This window comes from Actinokineospora sp. NPDC004072, from assembly GCF_053604195.1.
This window is the reverse complement of sequence record NZ_JBSGHB010000003.1, coordinates 67,816-85,752: the sequence shown is the minus strand read 5'-3', so window position 1 is coordinate 85,752 and position 17,937 is coordinate 67,816. Positions and strand designations below refer to the sequence as shown.

The window sequence follows — 17,937 nt, the reverse complement described above, 5'->3', positions numbered from 1 at the left end:
CGTCAGTCCCGCAGGGTGTTGCCGGTCAGGTGCAGGAACGCCGCTTCGAGGTCGGGCTCGACCACCTCGACGCCGGTCACCGCCGCGGCCCCGGCCGTCGCGGCGATCAGCGTCGGCAGCAGGTGCCGCCCGTCGCCCGCCAGCAGCCGCACCGACGACGCCCCGGTCACCACCGCCTCGGTGACGCCCTCCACCGCGCGCAGCTTCTCCACCGCGGTGGCCACGTCCCCGTCGAGGACCAGCTCGATGCGGTCGCTGCCGCCCAGCTCGGCGACCAGCTCCCGCTTGCTGCCGTCGGCCATGAGCTTGCCGTGGTCGATGATCCCGACCCGGGTGCACACCCGCTCCACCTCCTCCATGTAGTGGGAGGTGTAGAGCAGGCTCATGCCCTCGGCGACCAGCCGCTCGACGTTGTCCAGGATCGCCACCCGGCTCTGCGGGTCGACGCCCACGGTGGGCTCGTCCAGGATCAGCAGCCGCGGCCGGTGCAGCAGCGCGACGGCGATGTTGGTGCGCCGCTTCATGCCCCCGGAGTAGGTCTGCACGCGGTCGTCGGCGCGGTCGGCGAGGCCCACCATGTCGAGCACCTCGTCGATGCGCGCGGCCAGCTCGCGGCGGGGCAGGGCGTAGAGCCTGCCGAAGAAGCGCAGGTTCTCCCGCGCGGTCAGCTCCGGGTAGAGCGCGATGTCCTGGGGCACGTACCCGATCAGCCGCTTGGCCGCGACCGGGTCGGCGGCCACGTCGACCCCGCCGACGCGCACCGCGCCGCCGTCGGGGCGCAGCAGGCCGACGAGCATGGAGATCGTCGTGGTCTTGCCAGCGCCGTTGGGCCCGAGCAGGCCGTAGGCCTCGCCTTCGGCGATCTGGAAGCCCACGTGGTCGACGACGGTCTTGTCGCCGTAGCGCTTGACCAGGTCCGCGCACTCCAGGGCTGGACTCATGTGGCCTCGCCGATCGCGTTGTTCACCATGCGCTGCCCGTCGGGGTCGACGAGCGCGTCCATCGGGGAGTTGCCGGTGACGGTGTTCCACTCGATGGTGTTGTCCGCCGACGCCGACCCGCCCCAGTCCGCCGAGGAGGCCACCACCAGCGCGGCGGGCATCACCGACGGCCCGCCCGGGTGGTTGCCGGTGATCCGGTTGCCGACCACCGCGACCCGCTGCACGCCGATCATCGCCAGGCCCACGCCCGACATCGGCGGGCCTGCCGCGCCCGGCGCCTGCGGGTCGTCGCCGCCCGCGGCCAGGTTGTTGCCGGTGAGGTCGCAGTCGGCGACCAGGCAGTCGGTCACCCCGCCCTCGGGCTCGCCGGGGTAGGTCTGGTGCAGCATCAGGATCCCGGCCGCGTTGCCGTGCGCGCGCACCCGCTGGACGCGGGCGCGGCTGGAGTTGTCCACGAACACCCCGTAGGCGTTGCCGGTCGCCTCGCAGTCGGCGATCTCGGCCTCCGCCGCGGCGCAGAAGGCCAGCGCGATCCCGCCGTACTGGCTGCCCGAGGCGCGGCAGCCGCGCACGACCAGCCCGCTGGACTCGCGCAGGTACAGCCCCCACACCCGGTTGCCGTCGGACTCCACGTCCACCAGCCGCAGCCCGGCGGCGGTGTGGGCGTACACCCCGGCCCCGGAGAAGCCGCGCAGCGTCAGGCCCTCCACCACCACGTCGTTCACCCCGTGCAGGGCGATGCCGTGGTCGACGGCCTCGGGGGCGTCGTGCAGCGGCGGGATGGTGCTCTCCGCGCGCTGGCCCGGGATGATCACCGTCCGGCCCGCGCCCGCGCCGATCAGCCGCGCGCCGTCGGGCAGCGCGACCCCGCCCGCGTAGACGCCCTCGGCCAACCGGATGGACAGCGCGCCGCCGTCGATCGCGGCTTGGATGGACTCCCCGGGGTTGACCTGGACCTCGACTGCCGTCGGCATCAGCGTGCTCCTTCCGGGAACGCGGTCAGTATGGCAAGGGCGACGATCAAGTTCCCGCGCCAGCCCCACCGGGCCGCCGCGGCGACCCCGGCGCCGCCGGGGAAGCGGGCCAGCGCCGCCGCCGCGCTCGCGCCGCGCACGGCGTAGGCGCTGAAGCGGGTCAGCGCGATGTCGGTGGTGGCGGCGAACTCCGGCACGGCCGCGTCCAGCAGCGGGCGCGCCCAGTCCCCACCGCCGTCGCCCTCGGCGGTGAAGTCGTGCCACGAGAACCCGGGGGGCCGCCCGCCGAGGGCCTTCACCAGGCACTCCTTGACCGCGACGGTGGCCGCGGTCGCCAGCTCGGGGTCCTCGTGCAGCGGCTGCTCGTCGGGGGCGCACACGTGGTGGGCGTAGGCGGGGCCGCTGTAGGCGACGGCGCGGCTGATCCGGTCGACCTCGACCACGTCGACCCCGACCAGCACCGGCGGCGCGATCACCCGCCGACCCGTTCGAGGAACCGCAGCAGGTGCGCGTTGTACTCCTCGGCCGCCTCGACCATCGGGATGTGGCCGCAGTCCTCGACGGCGACGAACTCCGTCCCGGCGTGCCGGGGCACCAGCTCCAGCCACGGGTCGATCGGGGTCATCCGGTCGTGGCGGCCCCAGACGTAGAGCGACGGGCACTCCACCTTGGCCATCGCCGGGTCCACTTTGTACGTCCGCGTGGCCCGGATGCTGCGCGCCATCGCCACCATCGCCGGTCCGGTCTGCAGGAGCCTGCCGACCTCCTCGACCTGCTCCTCGCCGAACAGCGGCGTGCCGTGGAAGAGCGCGGCGAGCATGCGGTCGCGGAACTCCGGGCCGGTCGGGCGCACGTCGGCGCGCCGGTCGATGTTCAGGCCCACGTCCGGGTCCGGGGTCAGGCCGGGCGCGCCGCTGACCACGATGGCGCTGATCCGGTCCGGGTGCCTGCCCGCCAGGTCGATGGCCACCAGCCCGCCGAGGGAGTTGGCGCAGACCACGACCTGCTTGGCGCCCACGGCGTCGCAGGACTCCATGAGGGCGTCGCCGAGGCGCTCGATCGACCCGGCGACGCGGCTGTCCAGCGCGCAGATGGGCTCGTTGGTGCGCAGCACCGGCCAGCCGCGCTCGGCCAGCGCGGCGTAGGGGCGGTCCCAGATCCAGCCGCCCGCGAACAGCGCGGACATGAACGCCACCAGCGGCTTGCCGGTCGCGGCGTGGTGCTCTGCGGTGAAGGTCGTCAAGGCGGGCTCCTAGAACAGCGGGTCGGCGGCGGGGGTCCAGCCGCAGTCGCAGGGCTTCCCGGCGGCCGCCATCGCGCCGCAGTCGGCGCACCGGGCGAAGTGGCTCTCCTTGGCCAGCGTCCACACGCTGGTGTAGGCGCCGGTGCACAGGCCGCCGCGGAAGAAGCGGCGCATCGCCCGCTGGTGGGCGCGGGCGTGGATCGACCGCACCGACTCCGGCCGGTCGAAGGCGGTCAGGGTGTACTTGCGGTCGCCGATGTCGAAGGTGCCCACGCCCAGGAAGCCGCGCGCGGCCCGCATCGACTTGACGACCTCGACGCTGAGCAGGTCGACGTCGGCGGCCTCGTCGCCGTCGCGCACCGACAGCCAGGTGAGGGCGAGCGCGCCCGGGGTGCCGGGGCTGCCCGGGCTGCGGGAGCTGACCCCGAACTCGCGCGTGCCGTCGGAGCGGGGGACGAACCGGCCCTGGTAGCCCAGTGCCTCCGCAACGGCCAGGCGGTCGAAGTGCCGGTGCACGTGCAGTTCGCCGGCGTCCTCGGTGAGCACGTCGGTGCCGCTGAAGGTGATCTCCGCGCCGGTGCCGGGGATGCCGAGGTAGGCGTCGCGGTGGGCGGTGGTGACCGTCCACTCGGCGCACCCGGCGGCGACGCGGGTGAACTCGAAGCCGCCGGGGAAGCGGGTCATGAAGCCGCGGGCGTGGGCGGCCAGGGCGTGGCCGGACAGCGGCTTGTCGGTGTCGGGGTCCACAAAGGACGCGACCGCGGCCGCGGCGTCCGGGTCGCCGGTGCGCCACGCGGCGAGGTGGCGCTCGATGGGGGTCATGCGTCGTCCTCCTGGCTGAGGGCCACCGCGACCGCCAGGTCGGCGGTGTGGCTGACCGAGACGCGGATGCTGCCGGTCGCGGTCAGCGGGGAGCGCAGCCGCACCTCCGGCGGGTGCCCGTGCAGGCAGGCCGCGCTGCGCGAGCACATCGGCGACGGCTGCGGCAGCACCTCCACCCCGCCGAGGGACTCCTCCGACACCGGCACGCCCAGCAGCCGCAGCACGGCGTGCTTGGCGGCCAGCCTGCCCGCCCAGTGCTGGAGCGTGCGCCCCTCGGTGGAGCGCAGCCGCTCGGCGCGCGAGTAGACGGTGTCCAGCGCCATCGGCGCGACCAGCTCCTCCGGCGCGGACAACCCGCCGAAGGCCACGACCGCGCTGCCCCAGCGGCTCATCCGACCGGCTCCCTGCGCAGCCTGCGCGGCGTGGCCGGGTCGGCCATGCTCGCGCACCGGGTCCCGGTCCCGCGCATCAGGCCGGTGAGCACCTTGCTGTCGCCGACCTCGACGCAGGTGTCGGCGTCGGCTAGGTGGGCCATCGTCGCCGTCCACCGCACCCGGGCGGTGAGCTGCTCGATCAGCGCCTCCCGCAGCACGGCCAGGTCGGTCGTCGGCTCGGCGGTCGCGTTCGGGATCACCGGGACGCGGGGCGGGGCCAGCGCCGCGGCGCGCACCGCGGCCGCCCAGCCGTCGACGGCCGGGGCCATCAGCGGGGAGTGGAAGGCGTTGGCCACCTTGAGCGCGACGACCTTGCTCGCCTCCGCGGTGTCCATGCGCGCGATCGCGGCGAAGGAGCCGGAGACGACCACGTGGTCGGCGGCGTTCTCCAGCCCGACCACCAGCGGCTCCTCCGGGGTCGCCGCCGCGGCCGCCAGCTCCTCCACCCGCGTCACCGGCAGGCCGATGACGGCGGCCATGCCGCCGGTGCCGGGGACCGCGGCCATCAGCCGGGACCGCACGGTCACCAGCCGCAGGGCCGCGTCCACCTCCAGCACGCCCGCCGCGCACAGCGCGCTCAGCTCCCCGACGCTGTGCCCGGCCACCACGTCGGGCCGCACGCCGCGCTCGGCCAGCACCGCGAGCGCGGCCAGGTTGCACGCCGTGACCGCGGGCTGCGCCTCGGCCACCAGCCGCTCCAGCGGGCCCCGCGCGCACACCTGCGCCACGCCCGGCGACACGGCCTCGGCGGCGGCGAAGGCGGCGGCGGCCGCCGGGTCGCGCCGCAGCCAGCCGCCCATCCCGACCCGGACCGTGCCCTGCCCGGGGAACACGAACGCGATCACGGCGCGCCCCCTCCTACAGTCGCCTGCGGCGGGTGGGCGTGGTGGCCGCCTGCTCGGTGCCCAGGAAGCCCAGCAGCAGCTTGGTGACCTGCTCGGGCTGGTCCAGCGGGATCCAGTGGCTGGCGTCCTCCACCCGCTCGTAGCGCCACGGGCCCTTGACGAACTTCACCGAGCCGGTCATGCCCTCCTCCAGCAGCGCCTTGTCCCCGGTGGACCACACGCCCAGGGTCGGGGCGAGCACGGGCGGGAAGTTGCGCTCGACGCGCAGTTCGGCGGCGGGGGAGCGGTTGGCGCGGTACCAGTTGAGCGCCGCGGTCAGCGCGCCCGGCTTGGCCAGCTCCCGCGGGTAGCGCTGGTAGTCGCCCTCATTGCCCATGATCTCCTTGAACAGCCGCCACCCGTTGCGCCGCAGCAGCTGCTCGCTGACGCCGGGGAACTGGTAGAAGAGCATGTACCAGCTCGCCGCGCGCTGCTCGATCGACGGCGTGCTGAACACCCCCGGGTGCCCGACCGACAGCACCGCGAGGTGGTCGACCCGGCGCGGCATGAGGAAGGCGTACATCCAGGCGATCGCCGCGCCCCAGTCGTGGCCGACGATGTGCGCCCGCTGGATGCCCAGGTGCAGGGTCAGCGCCACGATGTCGTTGACGATCGTGCGCATGTCGTAGGCCTCGACCTCCTGCGGCTTGCTGGAGGCGCCGAAGCCGCGCAGGTCCGGGGCGATCACCCGGAACCCGGCCTCGACCAGCGGGTCGATCTGGTGGCGCCACAGGTAGTGCGAGTCGGGGAACCCGTGCAGCAGCACCACCGGGTCGCCTTCGCCGCGGTCGACGTAGGCGATGTCGATGCCGTTGACGTGCGCCGACCCCGTCAGCAAGGTGTCAGTCATGCCCTCTCCCTGAACAGCCGCTCGGCGAAGAACTCGCTGAACCCGAACTCGGGTACCTCCTCCGGCGGGACCATGTTGAGCAAGCCGGTGACCTGCGCGGCGAAGTTCTCGGCCATCAGCTCGCGCACGCGGCGGCGCCGGGCGACGGCCTCGGGGCCGAACTCGCAGTGCAGCTTGGCGATGATCCCGGCGCCGAAGTGCAGCCGGTCCATCCGGAACTTCCGCTCGACCAGGTACGGCTCGAACGCCGCGGTGGACCAGTCGTCGCCGAGCAGGATGTCGCAGACCGTGCGGGTGTCGCGCAGGCTGCAGGACAGCCCGGTGCCCAGCACGGTGTCGGCGTTGCCCGCCTCGTCGCCCACCAGCACGACCCCGTCGGCGACGATCGGGACCTCGGGGAACATCGACACCGACGGCCACACCTTCAGCGGGCCGATCGGCCGCGCGGCCGCGTAGACCGACTTGCCGCGGTCGGGCAGGCTCTCCAGCTCGAAGTCGGCGAGGAACCGCTCGACGGCGCCCTCGCCGCGGTAGCGGTGCTTGTTGGCGGTGGGGAAGTTGATGTAGAGGCGGGCCATGCCGTCGCCCTGGGGGAAGACCATGAACATCTTCTCGCCCTCGGTGCCCATCGCCTGCACGTCCATCGGCCAGTCGTCGAGCCCCTCGACCCGCACGCCGCCGCCCCAGTGGTGCACCGAGGTCGCCATCGTGACCCCGATCTGGCGGCCGATGGTGCAGCCGCGCCCGGTGGCGCCGATGACCATGCCCGCCTGGATCTCGTGGTCGCCCGCCTCGGTCTGGAAGCGCACGACCGGGCCCTCGCCCACCGTCGCCTTGCGCGCGCCCATGATGACCCGGGCGCCGTTGTCGGCGGCCTGCTCGGCCATCAGCTCGCAGACGGCGTGGTGCGGGAACGACAGCGGCCCGCCGACGCCGGGGACGAAGCGGGTCATGTCCACGGTCTCGGCGGTCGCCGGGTCGTCGGTCGTCTCGTCCCACTGCGTCCACTCGCGGATCTCCCACGCGCCGCCGAGGCCGAAGGCGTCCTCGACGCCGAGCAGCTGGGCCTCGCGCATGCCCCACGGGGCGATCCACTCGCCGCGGACGATGTCGGTGTAGCGGTCCTGCTTCTCCAGCATCACCACGTCCACCCCGTGCGAGGCGAGGTAGGCCGCGGCGGAGGCCCCGGCGATGCCGCCGCCGACGATGACGACATCGGTTCTCATGGCTGCCACCTCTCCCAGTGGGTGCGTTCTTTCGCCGCGTGGCGGTTCGCCGGGCGGAATTCGGTGCCGATGGTGTAGGCGACGGGGATCAGGCAGATCTGCGTGACGCCCGCCGGGATGCCGAGCAGGTCGCCGACCTGCCGCTCGAAGGGGACGTGCGTGCAGGTGATGGTGCTGCCCAGGCCCCGGCTGCGCAGGGCGAGCTGGAAGGACCAGATCGCGGGGAAGATCGAGCCGTAGAAGTTGCTGGCCCGCATCGCGCCCAGCGTGACGCCCGCGGTCTGCTTGCCCATGCGGGTCTGGAGCCACTGCCGGTCGATCTCGCCGATGTCCGGCGGCCGCCCCAGCACGCAGGGGATGACCATGACCGGCACCCGCGCCAGGATCGACACCAGCGCCGCGGCCGACGCCCGGTTGCGCTTGGCCTGCTCGCGCCTGCGCCCCGAGCGCGTCCACGACTCCTTCTCGTGGAAGTTCCAGGCGATCTCCACCAGCTCGGCGATCTGCGCCTTGGTCGCCGCCTCGGTGACCACCACCCACCGCCAGTTCTGCTGGTCGTTGGCGGTGGGCGCCTGCACGGCGACCTCCAGGGCCTCCTCGATCACCGCCCTGGGGACCGGCCGCTCCAGGTCGAGCCGCCGCCGCACCGACCGCGTCGTGGTGAGCAGCCGGTCGGTCTCCAGCACGTCGAAGGGCGTCATACCGCCCCCAGCACGACCGCGCCCCGCACCGACCCGGGCGCGGCGGTGAGCACCATCGCCCGGCGCACCGGCCCCGGCAGCACCGGCTTGGCCACATAGGACTCGATGCCCCCGGTGTGCGGGTTCTCCAGGCCGGGGATGGCCGTCACCACCCCGTCGCGGATCGCCAGCGCCGCCAGCGCCAGGTTCAGCGCCCCGGTCGCCGACCCGCAGTCCCCGGTGAGCCCGGTGGAGGCCGTCAGCGGGCCGCCCGGCACCCCGGCCAGCACGGCGGCGGCCTCGTCGGCGTCGTCCGCCCCGCCGGTCGCGGCCCCGACCACCAGCTCCACATCGGTCGGCACCCCGGCGATGACCCGCTCGACCACCTCCCGCTCGCCGCCGTCGCCCGCCCCGGCGTGGGACGTCGCCATCACGCGCGCGTAGGCCCGGGCGCCCCGCGCTGCGGCGTGCTCGGCCGACTCCACGACCAGCGCGACGGCCGCGGACGCCTGGGGCGCGGCCGCGGAGTCGCGGTCGTAGGGCGTGACCCCGGACAGCCCCGCCGCCGAGCGCCCGCGGCTCCCGGCCTCGTCGGCGGCGATGACGATCACGACCTCGGCCTTGCCCGCCCGGATGGTCTCCACCGCGCAGTCCAGGGCGATGGACGCCGAGGCCGCGCCGTTGCAGATCGTCGTGGTGGGGCCGCGGAGGCCGAGGGTCTGGCAGACCGCGCCGCCGGTGGCGTTGAGCACCACGTTGGAGAAGCTGAGCACAGCCGGCTTGGTGGGGTTGGCCAGCACGCTCTCGTCGAAGCCGTCGGTGCTCTCCACCGAGCCCGCCGCGGTGGCGAACATGACGCCGACCGCGTCGCTGGCGGCGCGGGTCAGCTTGAGGCCCGCGTCCTCCCAGGCCAGCCGGGAGGCGGCGATGGCCATCCGGGAGAGGTTGTTCATGTGCCGCCACAGCGAGCGCGGGGCGAACGTGCGGCCGTCGAGGGCGGGCGGGGCGTCGCTGGCCTGGCCAGCGGCCACCGCCGCGGCGACCTCGGCGATGCCGGTGCCCAGGCCGGTGACCGGGCCGAGGCCGGTGATCACCACATCCCGCTGCGGCAGCTCGTCGTGCTCGCGCGGGGCGCCGGGCGTGCGCAGGACCAGCGCGGCGTTGTTCCCGCCGAAGGCGTAGTTGTTCGACACCACCACCGACATCGGCATGGACCGCGCCCGGTTCGGCACGAAGTCCAATGTGGATTCGGCGATCGCTTCCTCGGTGAAGCCGATGGTCGGCGGCGCGGTCGCGGTGCGCAGGGCCAGGACGCTGGCCACCGCCTCCACCGCGCCCGCGGCGCCCAGGGTGTGGCCGATGAACGACTTGATGCTGCTCGTCGGCACCTGCGGGGCGCGCTCGCCGAAGACGGCGCGCATGACCTTCTTCTCCATCGCGTCGTTGGCGGGCGTGCCGGTGCCGTGGCCGTTGACGTAGTCCACGTCGCCCGCCTCCAGCCCCGCGTCGGCCAGCGCGCGGCGCATCGCGCTGACCCCGCCGCGGCCGGTCGGGTCCGGCGCGGTCGCGTGGTAGGCGTCGGCCGAGAGCCCGTACCCGGCGACCTCGGCCAGCGGCACCGCGCCCCGGGCCAGCGCCAGGTCCAGCGGCTCGACCACCAGGAACGCCGCGCCCTCGCCCAGGTTCAGCCCGTCGGAGCGGCTGTAGGGCGCGCACGGCCCGGAGCTGAGCGCCTGCAAGCCCGCGAACCCCGCGTACGTGCCGAACAGCAGCGGGTCGACCCCGCCCGCCAGCACCACGTCCGCCTCGCCGGTGAGGATCTTGTCCTTGGCCAGGCCGACGGCGTTGCCGCCCGCGGCGCACGCGGTGGAGACCAGGATGCGCGGGCCGCGCATGCCCAGCCTGCCCGCGACCACGTCGCCGGTGGCGTGCATCGGCTGGTAGCCGCCGTCGGCGGCCGGGGTGGCCTGGCACTTGCCCAGCACCAGGCCGAACCGCTCGCCGGGCACCGCGCCCAGCCCCGCCTGGGCGACCGCCTGGCGGGCGGCGACCAGCGCCAGCCGCGCCGTGCGGTCGAGGCCGTGGTCGGCGGCGGGCAGCTGCGAGTCGATCCACTCGGTGGGGACCTGACCGGCGTAGCGGGCCTCGAACGCGGCGAACCGCTCGTCGGCGACCGCGGTGATGCCGCTCTCGCCCGCGGTGAGCCGCGCCCAGAACTCCTCCGGGTCGCGGCCTGCCGCGCAGATCACCCCGACGCCGGTGATGACCACAGGGCGCAGCGCCAGCATGGCTCCTCCTAGATGATCGGGGTGCTCCACGACTTCGGGGTGACGTACGGGCTGGTCAGCGTGGTCACCTCGGCGTCGCCGACGGTCAGCCGCAGCCCGGCGGCGGCCAGCTCGGCGGGCACCCGCAGCAGGCCGAGCGCGGCGTCGAGGCCGACGCTGTGCACCGCGTGCACGACCTCGCCGATGCGCTCGCCGTCCACCGTGACCGGCGTGCCCGCGGCGGGCGCGGCCGACGAGGTGGTGAAGCCGATCGTGCGCAGCCCGGCGGGGCCGTGGAAGGCGGCGAGGACGGCGTCGCGGCCGACGAAGTCCTCCTTGGTGATGTCCACCAGCCAGTTCGCGCCCATCTCCAGGATGTCGGCGTCGCCCGCCTCGCGGTGCACCAGCGGCTGGCGCACCTCCAGCATGGCCAGCTCCAGCGCCTCGTGCCCGGCCGGGACGGCCTCGGCGGCGGCCGCGTCCCACAGCCGCTGCGCCTCGGCGCGCGGCAGCAGCACCTTGTAGCCGTACTCGCCGGTGAACCCGGTGCGCGCGAAGACGATCGGCACCCCGTCCCACTCGGTGTCCACGACGGACTCGAACGGCAGCGCGGCCAGCTCGCCGTCGATGAGCCTGCCGACCACGCCCCAGGAGTAGGGGCCCTCCAGGCCGAAGAGGGTCAGCTCGGCGGAGCGGTCGGTGATCTCCACGTCGGCGTCGGCCAGCGCGGTCAGGTGCGCCAGCAGCCGCGCGCCGCCGCCGACGGAGCTCTCCAGCAGCATGCCGGTCTCCCGGCCCCACACCACGACCTGGTCGACGACGCGGCCGTCGGCGTCGAGCACCAGGCTGGTCATGCAGCGCTCGGCGGTCAGGTACTCCACGTCGCGGGCCAGCACCCGCTGGGCGAAGTCGACCGCGGCGGGACCGGCGATCTCGATGATCCGCGCGCCGGAGAGGTCCAGCAGCGCGGCGCGCTCGCGGATGGCGGCGTACTCGGCGGCGAGGGCGCCGTAGCGCAGGGCGACCCTGGCCTCCAGGACGTCGCCGTGGACGGTCCCGTCGGGCTGGGCGATCGGGGATTCCATGTCAGGCCTTTCCATGTGCTGGGTCTGCGATGCTGATGGAGCCTTCTGCGGCGACCTGCCCGTCCACCCGGGCGGTGACCTTGTACTCGCCGAAGCCGCGCCCGCCCGCGGTGCGCTCGGCGGTGAGCACGAGCTGGTCCCCGGGGACGACCGGGCGGCGGAAGCGCATCGACCGCACCCCCGCCAGGTAGCTGATCCGGCCCGCGCCCGCCAGCGCGAAGACCACGCCCGCGAGCTGGGCCATCGCCTCGATGACGACCACGCCCGGCAGCACCGCCTCCTCCGGGAAGTGGCCCTGGAACCACATCTCGGTGCCGGAGACGTTCTTGACCGCGGTGCCGCTGACGCCCGGCTCCACCCGGTCGACGCGGTCCAGCAGCAGCATCGGCCAGCGGTGCGGCAGGATCGCGCGCACCTCGTCGTGGCTGAGCCGGGTGGGGGCCGCGGTCGTCATGCGGGGGTCTCGGCCAGGGAGAGCGCCGGGTCGACGTGCCCGGCCAGCCGGGACACCGAGCCGAAGACCGACATGTCGCTGTCGTAGAGCGCGACGCCGAACTCGGCCTCGATGGCCACGTACAGCTCCAGCACGTCGAGGCTGTCCAGCTCCAGGCCGCGGCCGAACAGCGGCTGGTCGTCGGTGATCCAGTCCGGCTCGATCGGCAGGTCCAGCCGGGAGACGATCATCTGCTTGATGCGCGCGCAGGTCTCCCGGCGCGCGGCGGCCGCGGCGCGCAGCTCGTCGATGGTCACGACTGCTCCCTTGAACGTGAAAGGTGTGGACGAATCAGGCCAGCCCGCCGCCGTTGGCCACGACGACGGTGCCGGTGATGTAGGAGGCCTTCTCCGAGGCCAGGAACGTCACCAGGTTGGCGATCTCCTCCGGCCTGCCCATGCGGCCCAGCCGGATGCGCGACTCGTAGCCGCTGCGGATCTTCAGCGGGATGGCCTTGGTCATGTCGGTCTCGACGAACCCCGGCGCGACCGCGTTGACGCGCACGTTGTGCGGCGCGGCCTCGGCGGCCAGCGTCTTGGAGAAGGAGATGATCGCGCCCTTGGAGGCGACGTAGTTGGTCTGCCCGGGGAAGCCGCCGTCGAGCCCGCTGGTCGAGCTGATGGCCACGATCGACCCGCGCTGCTGGTGCTGCATGATCCGCATGGCCTCGCGGCAGACCAGGAACGTGCCGAACATGTTGATGTCCAGGGTCTCCCGGAACATCTCCGCGCTCATGGCGATCAGGTGCCGGTCGCGGGTCACCCCCGCGCTGGTGACCAGCACGTCGAGCCTGCCGTGCTCGGCGCGCAGCGCGCGGAACATCTCCCGCACGGCGGCCTCGTCGGTGACGTCGGCCTTGGCCAGGCCCGCGCTGCCGCCGTCGGCCTCGATCTGGGCGACGAGCTCCTTGGCCCGCTCCTCCGACCGCGAGTAGTTGACCACGACGTGCACCCCGTGGGCGGCCAGGTCCACCGCGACGGCCCGGCCGATACCGCGGGAACCACCGGTCACCAGGGCCACCGCGCCTTCGCTGAACATCGATGTCTCCTACGTGTAGACCGCTAGCCAGCGTGCACGGCCACGCTACTGACCTGCGTTTTCTTTCCCTTATCAATCGGATATCCGCGCCATTGACGCCCGTGGCGGCGTGGTCGACATTGCTGGCATGGACGTAGACGCGCTGATCGTTGGCGGGGGACCGGTCGGCTTGTCCGCGGCCATCGAGTGCGCCCGCCACGGGCTGTCGAGCCTGCTGGTGGAGAAGCACGCGGGCACCTCGATCTTCCCCAAGGCCCGGCTGGTCACCACCCGCACGATGGAGCTGGTGCGCGCCTGGGGCCTGCAGGACGAGGTGGAGCGCGCCGGGCTGCCGCGGGAGGACACCCTCGCCGTCGGCGTCGGCACCTCCCTGACCGCCGACGACTTCCACCGCGCCGCCGCCCCGATCGCCGAGGACGCCCCGCACAGCCCCACGTATGCGTTCATCTGCACGCAGGACCGGTTCGAGGTGATCCTGCGCGCGCTGGCCGAGTCCGGCTCCGACGTGCGCTTCGGCACCCGGATGACCGCGCTGTCCCAGGACGCCGACGGGGTGACCGCCGAGCTGTCGACCGGCGAGACCGTGCGCGCCCGCTACTGCATCGCCGCCGACGGCGCCCGCAGCGGCATCCGCTCGGCGCTGGGCATCGAGGTCGACGGGCCGCCCCCGCTCGGGCACATGATCAGCATCATGTTCGACGCCGACATCGTGCACCTGCTGAAGGACCGGATGTGCGCGCTGTACTTCCTGCGCAACGAGATCCCGTGCGCGGTCGAGGCGGTGGACAACCAGCGGCGGTGGATGGTCCAGACCGGCTACGACCCCGCCGAGGGCGGCAGCGAGGCCGACTTCACCCCGGAGTTCTGCGAAGCCGTCGTGCGCGCGGCGGTCGGCGTGCCCGACCTCGACGTGGAGCTGGTCGGGATCATGCCGTGGTTGCAGCAGGCGGTGACCGCGCGCCGGTTCCGCTCGGGCCGGGTCTTCCTGGCGGGCGACGCCGCGCACGTGACCACGCCGCAGGGCGGGTTCGGCATGAACTGCGGCATCCAGGACGCCCACAACCTGGTGTGGAAGCTCGCCGCGGTGGTCAAGGGCCGGGCCGGTGCGGGGCTGCTGGACACCTACGAGGCCGAGCGCCACCCGATCGGCGCCCGCACGGTCGAGGAGAGCCTGGCCAACGCCTTCATCACCTTCCGGATGATGGAGGGCGAGCTGACCCTCGCCGAGGCGATCACCATGCAGGCGGGCAGGCGCAGCTCCGAGGGCCTGGTGCTGGGCTTCCACTACACGTCGTCGGCTGTCCTGCCCGACGGCACCGCGGCCCCCGCCCCCGATGACCCCTACCGCACCTACGTCCCCACCGCCCGCCCCGGCCACCGCGCCCCGCACGTCTGGCTGACCCGCGACGGCGCCGAGGTGTCCACTTTGGACCTGCTCGGCCCGGCGTTCACGCTCATGACCCGGGCGGGCAGCGGCTGGGCCCAGGCGGCGGCAGGCCAGGTCGCCACCGTCGAGATCACCCCGGACGAGTCGCCGACCTGGGCCAAGGAGTACGGCATCGGCCCCACCGGCGCCGTCCTGATCCGCCCCGACGGCCACGTCGCCTGGCGCGTCCCGGACGCCCCCGCCGACCCGTCGACGATCGCCGCCACCCTCCGCGCCGTACTTGGCAACCCCTGACGACCCCTTATCCGGCGCGCGCGGACTACCGTGGCCACCGGGGAGGGGGTAGCGGGGTGACCGAGCACCGGACCGTGGCGGAGGCGTTCGCCCCGCTGACCAAGGCCGCCTTCGACTTCGTCCCGCTCACCGCCGAGAAGGCCCACGAGCTGACCCTGACCGACGGCCCCCTGCGCTACTGGGTCCTGCTCGACCTGCGCGCCGCCCACGTCCACGTCGTCGTCTACCGCGACACCCAGCGCGCCGACCTCCCGGACCTGGCAGCCGCCGAAGGCCTCATCGCCGCCAACAAGGTCCCCACCAGCGCCCGAACCCTCTACGACCTCACCCACGCGATCACCACCCAAGCCACCCTCGCCCGCACCCTCCACCCCACCCTCCTCGGCCCCCACGGCCCAGCCCTGTTCACGCGGGCAGGCCAGGATTGGGATGGGCTGCGGTAGGGGCAGGAAACTTCCGTTCTCGAACCCACCTCGACCCGAACCCGCTCCCGCCGCCCCACCAGTCCCTGCACCCCTGCGGACGCAGCGTTTCCCGGCCTGACACGCCGGGGCTGGCGGTGTGTGGCGGGCGGAGCCCGGGCCGGGTGGTTGGTCGGTCTGGCTGGAGGCCGCCACAGGGTTGGCGGGCTGATGGGGTGCGGCGAGAGCGGAGTCCGGATCTAGTTGCTGGCCGCTTATGCCGCGGATGAGGCTGCACCCGTAGGCGGATTGGGTGCCTTGGCCGGTCAGGCGGGGATGAGGGTGCGGCTGCGGGCGCAGGATTGGCGGCGTTGGCGGTCGGCTCGGGCTGCGGCGCGGCGCAGGGGGAGGGGGTAGCCCGCGGCTTGGGCGCTGATGCGGGCGACCTCGCCCGGTTCGGCCGCCACCCACTCGCGGCCCAGCAGGAGGGCCAGGAGGGTGCGGCTCTCCTCGGCGCCCAAGGGGTCGAGGAACAGGTGGCGGGCGCCGAAGCGGGCCTCGAACTCGTCCAGCGGCTCGCGGCTGGTGACGATCACCCGGCTGTGCGGGCCGCCCGGGAGCAGGGCGGCGACCTGGGTGCTGTCGGTGGCGTTGTCGAGCAGGACCAGCAGCCTGCGCCGGGCGACCGTGCTGCGGTACAGCGCCGCCTTCTCGCCCGGGTCGTCGGGGATCGCGCGGACGCCGAGGGCGCGCAGGAAGCGGTCCAGGACCGGGCCGCCCGCGGCGAGGTCGGCGTAGAGCTGGCCGTCGGGGAAGCGATCGATGCGCTGGTGGGCCCAGCGCAGGGCCAGGGCCGTCTTGCCCACCTCGCCCGGCCCGCACACCACCGCCGCCCCCGGCGCGTCCGCCCCGTCGGCCAGGGCGTCGTCCAGGAACGCGAGATCCGCGACCCGGCCCGCGAACGGCAGCGGCTGCCGCGGCAGCTGCGACGGCGCCTCCACCGGCGCGGGCGGCGGCAGCGCGTCGCGCAGGATCTGCTCGTGCACGACGCGCAGCTGCGGGCCCGGCTCCAGCCCGATCTGCTCCACCAGCGCCCGCCGCGCGTCCTGGTAGACGCGCAGCGCCTCGGCCCGCCTGCCCGCGCGGTAGTGCGCCACCATCAGCTGCGCCCGCGCGCGCTCCCGCAGCGGGTGCTCGGCGACCAGCGCGGCCAGCTCCTTGCCCACCCGGTCGTGCAGCCCCAGCTCCAGCTCCAGCTCGGCGCACGCCTCCGCGGCGTCCAGCCGGGCCGACTGCAGCCGCGCCGCCTCCGCGCGCAGCCCCGGCACGTCCTCGAACGGCACCCCGCGCCACAGCGCCAGCGCCTCCCGCAGCAGCGCGACCGCGCCCATCCGGTCGGCGCAGGTCCGGGACCGGGCGACCAGCGCGTTGAACCGGCACCAGTCGGCGTCCTCGTCCGACAGCCGCATCAGGTACCCCGGGCTCGCCGTGGTGATCACCTGGGGCACCGCCCGCCGCAGCCGCGAGACCAGGATCGCCACCTGGCCCCGGGCGCTCGCGGGCGGGGAGCCCTGCCACACCGCCTCGATCAGCCGGTCCACGCTCACCACGCGGTTCGCGTCGAGCACCAGGCGGGCCAGGACCGCGCGCTCGCGGGGTCCGATCCGCACGTCCGAGCCCAGCACCCGGACCGGTCCGAGGATGCCGATCATGCCCGCTCGATCGCGTCGGCGGCCCGCGCCGCACCACCCGAGGCCGCGATCGCCGCGGCCATCCCCGCGGCGGCCTCGGCGTAGGACGGCGTGCCCATCACCGCTTCAACAGCACCCACCAGGTCGGCCGCGGTCAGCGCCGCCGGGTCGAGCGCGACGCCCAGCCCCAGCTCCTCGATCCGCCGGGCGGTCGGCCGGTCCAGCGCCGAGGTCGGCACGCACACCATCGGCGTCCCCGACCGCAGCGCCTCCATCGCCGTGCCCATGCCGCCGTGCGTCACGCACAGCGCCGCGTGTTCGAGCACCGCGACGTGCGGCACCCACCGGTGGACCTCCACATTGGGCGGCAGCTCGCCCAGCGCCGCCGGGTCCATGCCCTCGGCCACGGTCATCACCGCGTGCCACGGCTTGTCCCGGAACGCCTCCACGCAGGTGCGGAAGATCTCGGCGTGCTCGTTGAACACCGCGCCCAGCGACACCAGCACCACCGGCAGCCCGCTCGACGGCGGCTCCCACGACCCCAGGAACCCGCGGTCGCCCACGCACGGCCCGACGAAGGCGAACCGCGAGTCGAACGTCTCGCCCGCGTACTGGAACTCCCGCGGCACGGTGACCAGGCTCAGCGGCGGCACCTCGAACCACAGCTGCGGCGGCGCGACGTCGACCCCGTGCTCGGCGCACATCGCGCCGATGCGCTGCATGGTCGACATCACCCAGGGCGGCATCTCGCGCGGCACCTCGGCGGGCTTCTCGGCGCCGTCGGGGTTGTACATCGCGTTGAGGTAGGAGAAGTGCTCGTTGGAGGCGAACACCGGGATCACCTGCACCGCGGGCACGCCCAGCCGCCGGGCGAGGATGCGGCCGGCGAACAGGATCGAGGTGTCGTAGACGACCACGTCCGGCCGCGACGGCAGCTCGGCGGCCAGCATCGCCGCGCTCTCGTCGAGCAGCAGGTCCATCAGGTAGCCGGGGTCCTCGGCGACCTTCTTGAAGTCCGCGTCCCGGTAGCGCGACTCGTAGGTCACCACCGCGGCCCCGGCGTCGGTCGCGATCCCGGCCATGCTCGCCGCGGTCAGGTAGGTCACCTCGTGCCCTCTGCGGGCCAGCTCGGTCACCATCGCCAGGTTGGGGATGACGTGCCCGTGGTCGGGGTGGCACAGGAACAGCAGCCGCATGTGGTCGCCTCCGTGGGGATTCGGCCGCCAA

General features: G+C 74.1%; 19 protein-coding genes. 2 read left to right on the top strand and 17 right to left on the bottom strand.

Annotated elements, in window-relative coordinates:
* Positions 1-2 precede the first annotated feature (2 nt).
* From ACWEPX_RS05185 to fabG, 15 genes are read right to left on the bottom strand one after another with little or no spacing between them, the layout of a single operon-like run.
* The gene (locus ACWEPX_RS05185) at positions 3-941 is read right to left on the bottom strand and encodes an ABC transporter ATP-binding protein (RefSeq protein WP_451895824.1); all 939 of its coding nucleotides are present in this window, start codon (positions 939-941) and stop codon (positions 3-5) included.
* The gene (locus tag ACWEPX_RS05180; protein ID WP_451895823.1) at positions 938-1,915 is read right to left on the bottom strand and encodes a right-handed parallel beta-helix repeat-containing protein; all 978 of its coding nucleotides are present in this window, start codon (positions 1,913-1,915) and stop codon (positions 938-940) included. The genes ACWEPX_RS05185 and ACWEPX_RS05180 overlap by 4 nt, the downstream gene beginning before the upstream one ends.
* Complete coding sequence (locus ACWEPX_RS05175; protein WP_451895822.1) at positions 1,915-2,391, bottom strand: 4'-phosphopantetheinyl transferase superfamily protein; 477 nt, start codon at positions 2,389-2,391, stop codon at positions 1,915-1,917. The genes ACWEPX_RS05180 and ACWEPX_RS05175 overlap by 1 nt, the downstream gene beginning before the upstream one ends.
* Positions 2,388-3,158, bottom strand: coding sequence for an alpha/beta fold hydrolase (locus ACWEPX_RS05170; RefSeq protein ID WP_451895821.1), 771 nt, complete (start codon positions 3,156-3,158; stop codon positions 2,388-2,390). Before ACWEPX_RS05170 ends, ACWEPX_RS05175 begins: the two co-directional genes overlap by 4 nt.
* 9 nt (positions 3,159-3,167) lie before the next feature.
* Positions 3,168-3,980, bottom strand: a complete 813-nt coding sequence (locus tag ACWEPX_RS05165; RefSeq protein ID WP_451895820.1) for an ester cyclase — start codon at positions 3,978-3,980, stop codon at positions 3,168-3,170.
* Positions 3,977-4,372 carry a phosphopantetheinyl transferase gene (locus ACWEPX_RS05160; RefSeq protein ID WP_451895819.1) on the bottom strand — a complete coding sequence of 132 codons (396 nt, stop codon included), beginning with the start codon at positions 4,370-4,372 and terminating at the stop codon, positions 3,977-3,979. The genes ACWEPX_RS05165 and ACWEPX_RS05160 overlap by 4 nt, the downstream gene beginning before the upstream one ends.
* On the bottom strand, positions 4,369-5,259 hold the full coding sequence (locus ACWEPX_RS05155; protein ID WP_451895818.1) for an ACP S-malonyltransferase: 891 nt from the start codon (positions 5,257-5,259) through the stop codon (positions 4,369-4,371). Before ACWEPX_RS05155 ends, ACWEPX_RS05160 begins: the two co-directional genes overlap by 4 nt.
* A 13-nt stretch (positions 5,260-5,272) precedes the next feature.
* Positions 5,273-6,148, bottom strand: coding sequence for an alpha/beta fold hydrolase (locus tag ACWEPX_RS05150; protein WP_451895817.1), 876 nt, complete (start codon positions 6,146-6,148; stop codon positions 5,273-5,275).
* Positions 6,145-7,374, bottom strand: coding sequence for an FAD-dependent oxidoreductase (locus ACWEPX_RS05145; protein WP_451895816.1), 1,230 nt, complete (start codon positions 7,372-7,374; stop codon positions 6,145-6,147). The genes ACWEPX_RS05150 and ACWEPX_RS05145 overlap by 4 nt, the downstream gene beginning before the upstream one ends.
* Positions 7,371-8,075, bottom strand: coding sequence for a nitroreductase family protein (locus tag ACWEPX_RS05140; protein WP_451895815.1), 705 nt, complete (start codon positions 8,073-8,075; stop codon positions 7,371-7,373). The genes ACWEPX_RS05145 and ACWEPX_RS05140 overlap by 4 nt, the downstream gene beginning before the upstream one ends.
* The gene (locus tag ACWEPX_RS05135; protein ID WP_451895814.1) at positions 8,072-10,342 is read right to left on the bottom strand and encodes a beta-ketoacyl synthase N-terminal-like domain-containing protein; all 2,271 of its coding nucleotides are present in this window, start codon (positions 10,340-10,342) and stop codon (positions 8,072-8,074) included. Before ACWEPX_RS05135 ends, ACWEPX_RS05140 begins: the two co-directional genes overlap by 4 nt.
* Before the next feature lie 8 nt (positions 10,343-10,350).
* On the bottom strand, positions 10,351-11,406 hold the full coding sequence (locus ACWEPX_RS05130) for an aminomethyl transferase family protein (RefSeq protein WP_451895813.1): 1,056 nt from the start codon (positions 11,404-11,406) through the stop codon (positions 10,351-10,353).
* A 1-nt stretch (position 11,407) separates the two neighbouring features.
* Positions 11,408-11,860: a 3-hydroxyacyl-ACP dehydratase FabZ gene (gene fabZ, locus ACWEPX_RS05125; protein WP_451895812.1), complete on the bottom strand. Its 453-nt coding sequence runs from the start codon at positions 11,858-11,860 to the stop codon at positions 11,408-11,410.
* Positions 11,857-12,156 (bottom strand): acyl carrier protein, encoded by a 300-nt coding sequence (locus ACWEPX_RS05120; protein WP_451895811.1) that lies wholly within the window; start codon positions 12,154-12,156, stop codon positions 11,857-11,859. Before ACWEPX_RS05120 ends, fabZ begins: the two co-directional genes overlap by 4 nt.
* 34 nt (positions 12,157-12,190) lie before the next feature.
* Complete coding sequence (gene fabG / locus ACWEPX_RS05115; RefSeq protein WP_451895810.1) at positions 12,191-12,937, bottom strand: 3-oxoacyl-ACP reductase FabG; 747 nt, start codon at positions 12,935-12,937, stop codon at positions 12,191-12,193.
* A gap of 127 nt (positions 12,938-13,064) precedes the next feature.
* Between fabG and ACWEPX_RS05110 the strand changes: the two genes are divergently transcribed.
* Both ACWEPX_RS05110 and ACWEPX_RS05105 read left to right on the top strand, forming a co-directional pair.
* Entirely contained in the window at positions 13,065-14,618 is a 1,554-nt protein-coding gene (locus tag ACWEPX_RS05110; protein ID WP_451895809.1) for an FAD-dependent monooxygenase, read from the top strand.
* Between the two features lie 56 nt (positions 14,619-14,674).
* Positions 14,675-15,061 (top strand): hypothetical protein, encoded by a 387-nt coding sequence (locus ACWEPX_RS05105; RefSeq protein WP_451895808.1) that lies wholly within the window; start codon positions 14,675-14,677, stop codon positions 15,059-15,061.
* A gap of 284 nt (positions 15,062-15,345) precedes the next feature.
* Here the strand turns inward: ACWEPX_RS05105 and ACWEPX_RS05100 are convergent, their stop codons facing one another.
* Entirely contained in the window at positions 15,346-16,731 is a 1,386-nt protein-coding gene (locus tag ACWEPX_RS05100; RefSeq protein ID WP_451895807.1) for a BTAD domain-containing putative transcriptional regulator, read from the bottom strand.
* Positions 16,728-17,906, bottom strand: coding sequence for a macrolide family glycosyltransferase (locus ACWEPX_RS05095; RefSeq protein ID WP_451895806.1), 1,179 nt, complete (start codon positions 17,904-17,906; stop codon positions 16,728-16,730). The genes ACWEPX_RS05100 and ACWEPX_RS05095 overlap by 4 nt, the downstream gene beginning before the upstream one ends.
* Positions 17,907-17,937: the final 31 nt, after the last annotated feature.

Coding starts and splice junctions, on each gene's coding strand:
- ACWEPX_RS05100 (WP_451895807.1), bottom strand. CDS start 16,731: ATGATCGGCATCCTCGGACCGGTCCGGGTGCTGGGCTCGGACGTGCGG.
- ACWEPX_RS05180 (WP_451895823.1), bottom strand. CDS start 1,915: ATGCCGACGGCAGTCGAGGTCCAGGTCAACCCCGGGGAGTCCATCCAA.
- ACWEPX_RS05130 (WP_451895813.1), bottom strand. CDS start 11,406: ATGGAATCCCCGATCGCCCAGCCCGACGGGACCGTCCACGGCGACGTC.
- fabG (WP_451895810.1), bottom strand. CDS start 12,937: ATGTTCAGCGAAGGCGCGGTGGCCCTGGTGACCGGTGGTTCCCGCGGT.
- ACWEPX_RS05110 (WP_451895809.1), top strand. CDS start 13,065: ATGGACGTAGACGCGCTGATCGTTGGCGGGGGACCGGTCGGCTTGTCC.
- fabZ (WP_451895812.1), bottom strand. CDS start 11,860: ATGACGACCGCGGCCCCCACCCGGCTCAGCCACGACGAGGTGCGCGCG.
- ACWEPX_RS05150 (WP_451895817.1), bottom strand. CDS start 6,148: ATGACTGACACCTTGCTGACGGGGTCGGCGCACGTCAACGGCATCGAC.
- ACWEPX_RS05145 (WP_451895816.1), bottom strand. CDS start 7,374: ATGAGAACCGATGTCGTCATCGTCGGCGGCGGCATCGCCGGGGCCTCC.
- ACWEPX_RS05140 (WP_451895815.1), bottom strand. CDS start 8,075: ATGACGCCCTTCGACGTGCTGGAGACCGACCGGCTGCTCACCACGACG.
- ACWEPX_RS05095 (WP_451895806.1), bottom strand. CDS start 17,906: ATGCGGCTGCTGTTCCTGTGCCACCCCGACCACGGGCACGTCATCCCC.
- ACWEPX_RS05160 (WP_451895819.1), bottom strand. CDS start 4,372: ATGAGCCGCTGGGGCAGCGCGGTCGTGGCCTTCGGCGGGTTGTCCGCG.
- ACWEPX_RS05165 (WP_451895820.1), bottom strand. CDS start 3,980: ATGACCCCCATCGAGCGCCACCTCGCCGCGTGGCGCACCGGCGACCCG.
- ACWEPX_RS05135 (WP_451895814.1), bottom strand. CDS start 10,342: ATGCTGGCGCTGCGCCCTGTGGTCATCACCGGCGTCGGGGTGATCTGC.
- ACWEPX_RS05185 (WP_451895824.1), bottom strand. CDS start 941: ATGAGTCCAGCCCTGGAGTGCGCGGACCTGGTCAAGCGCTACGGCGAC.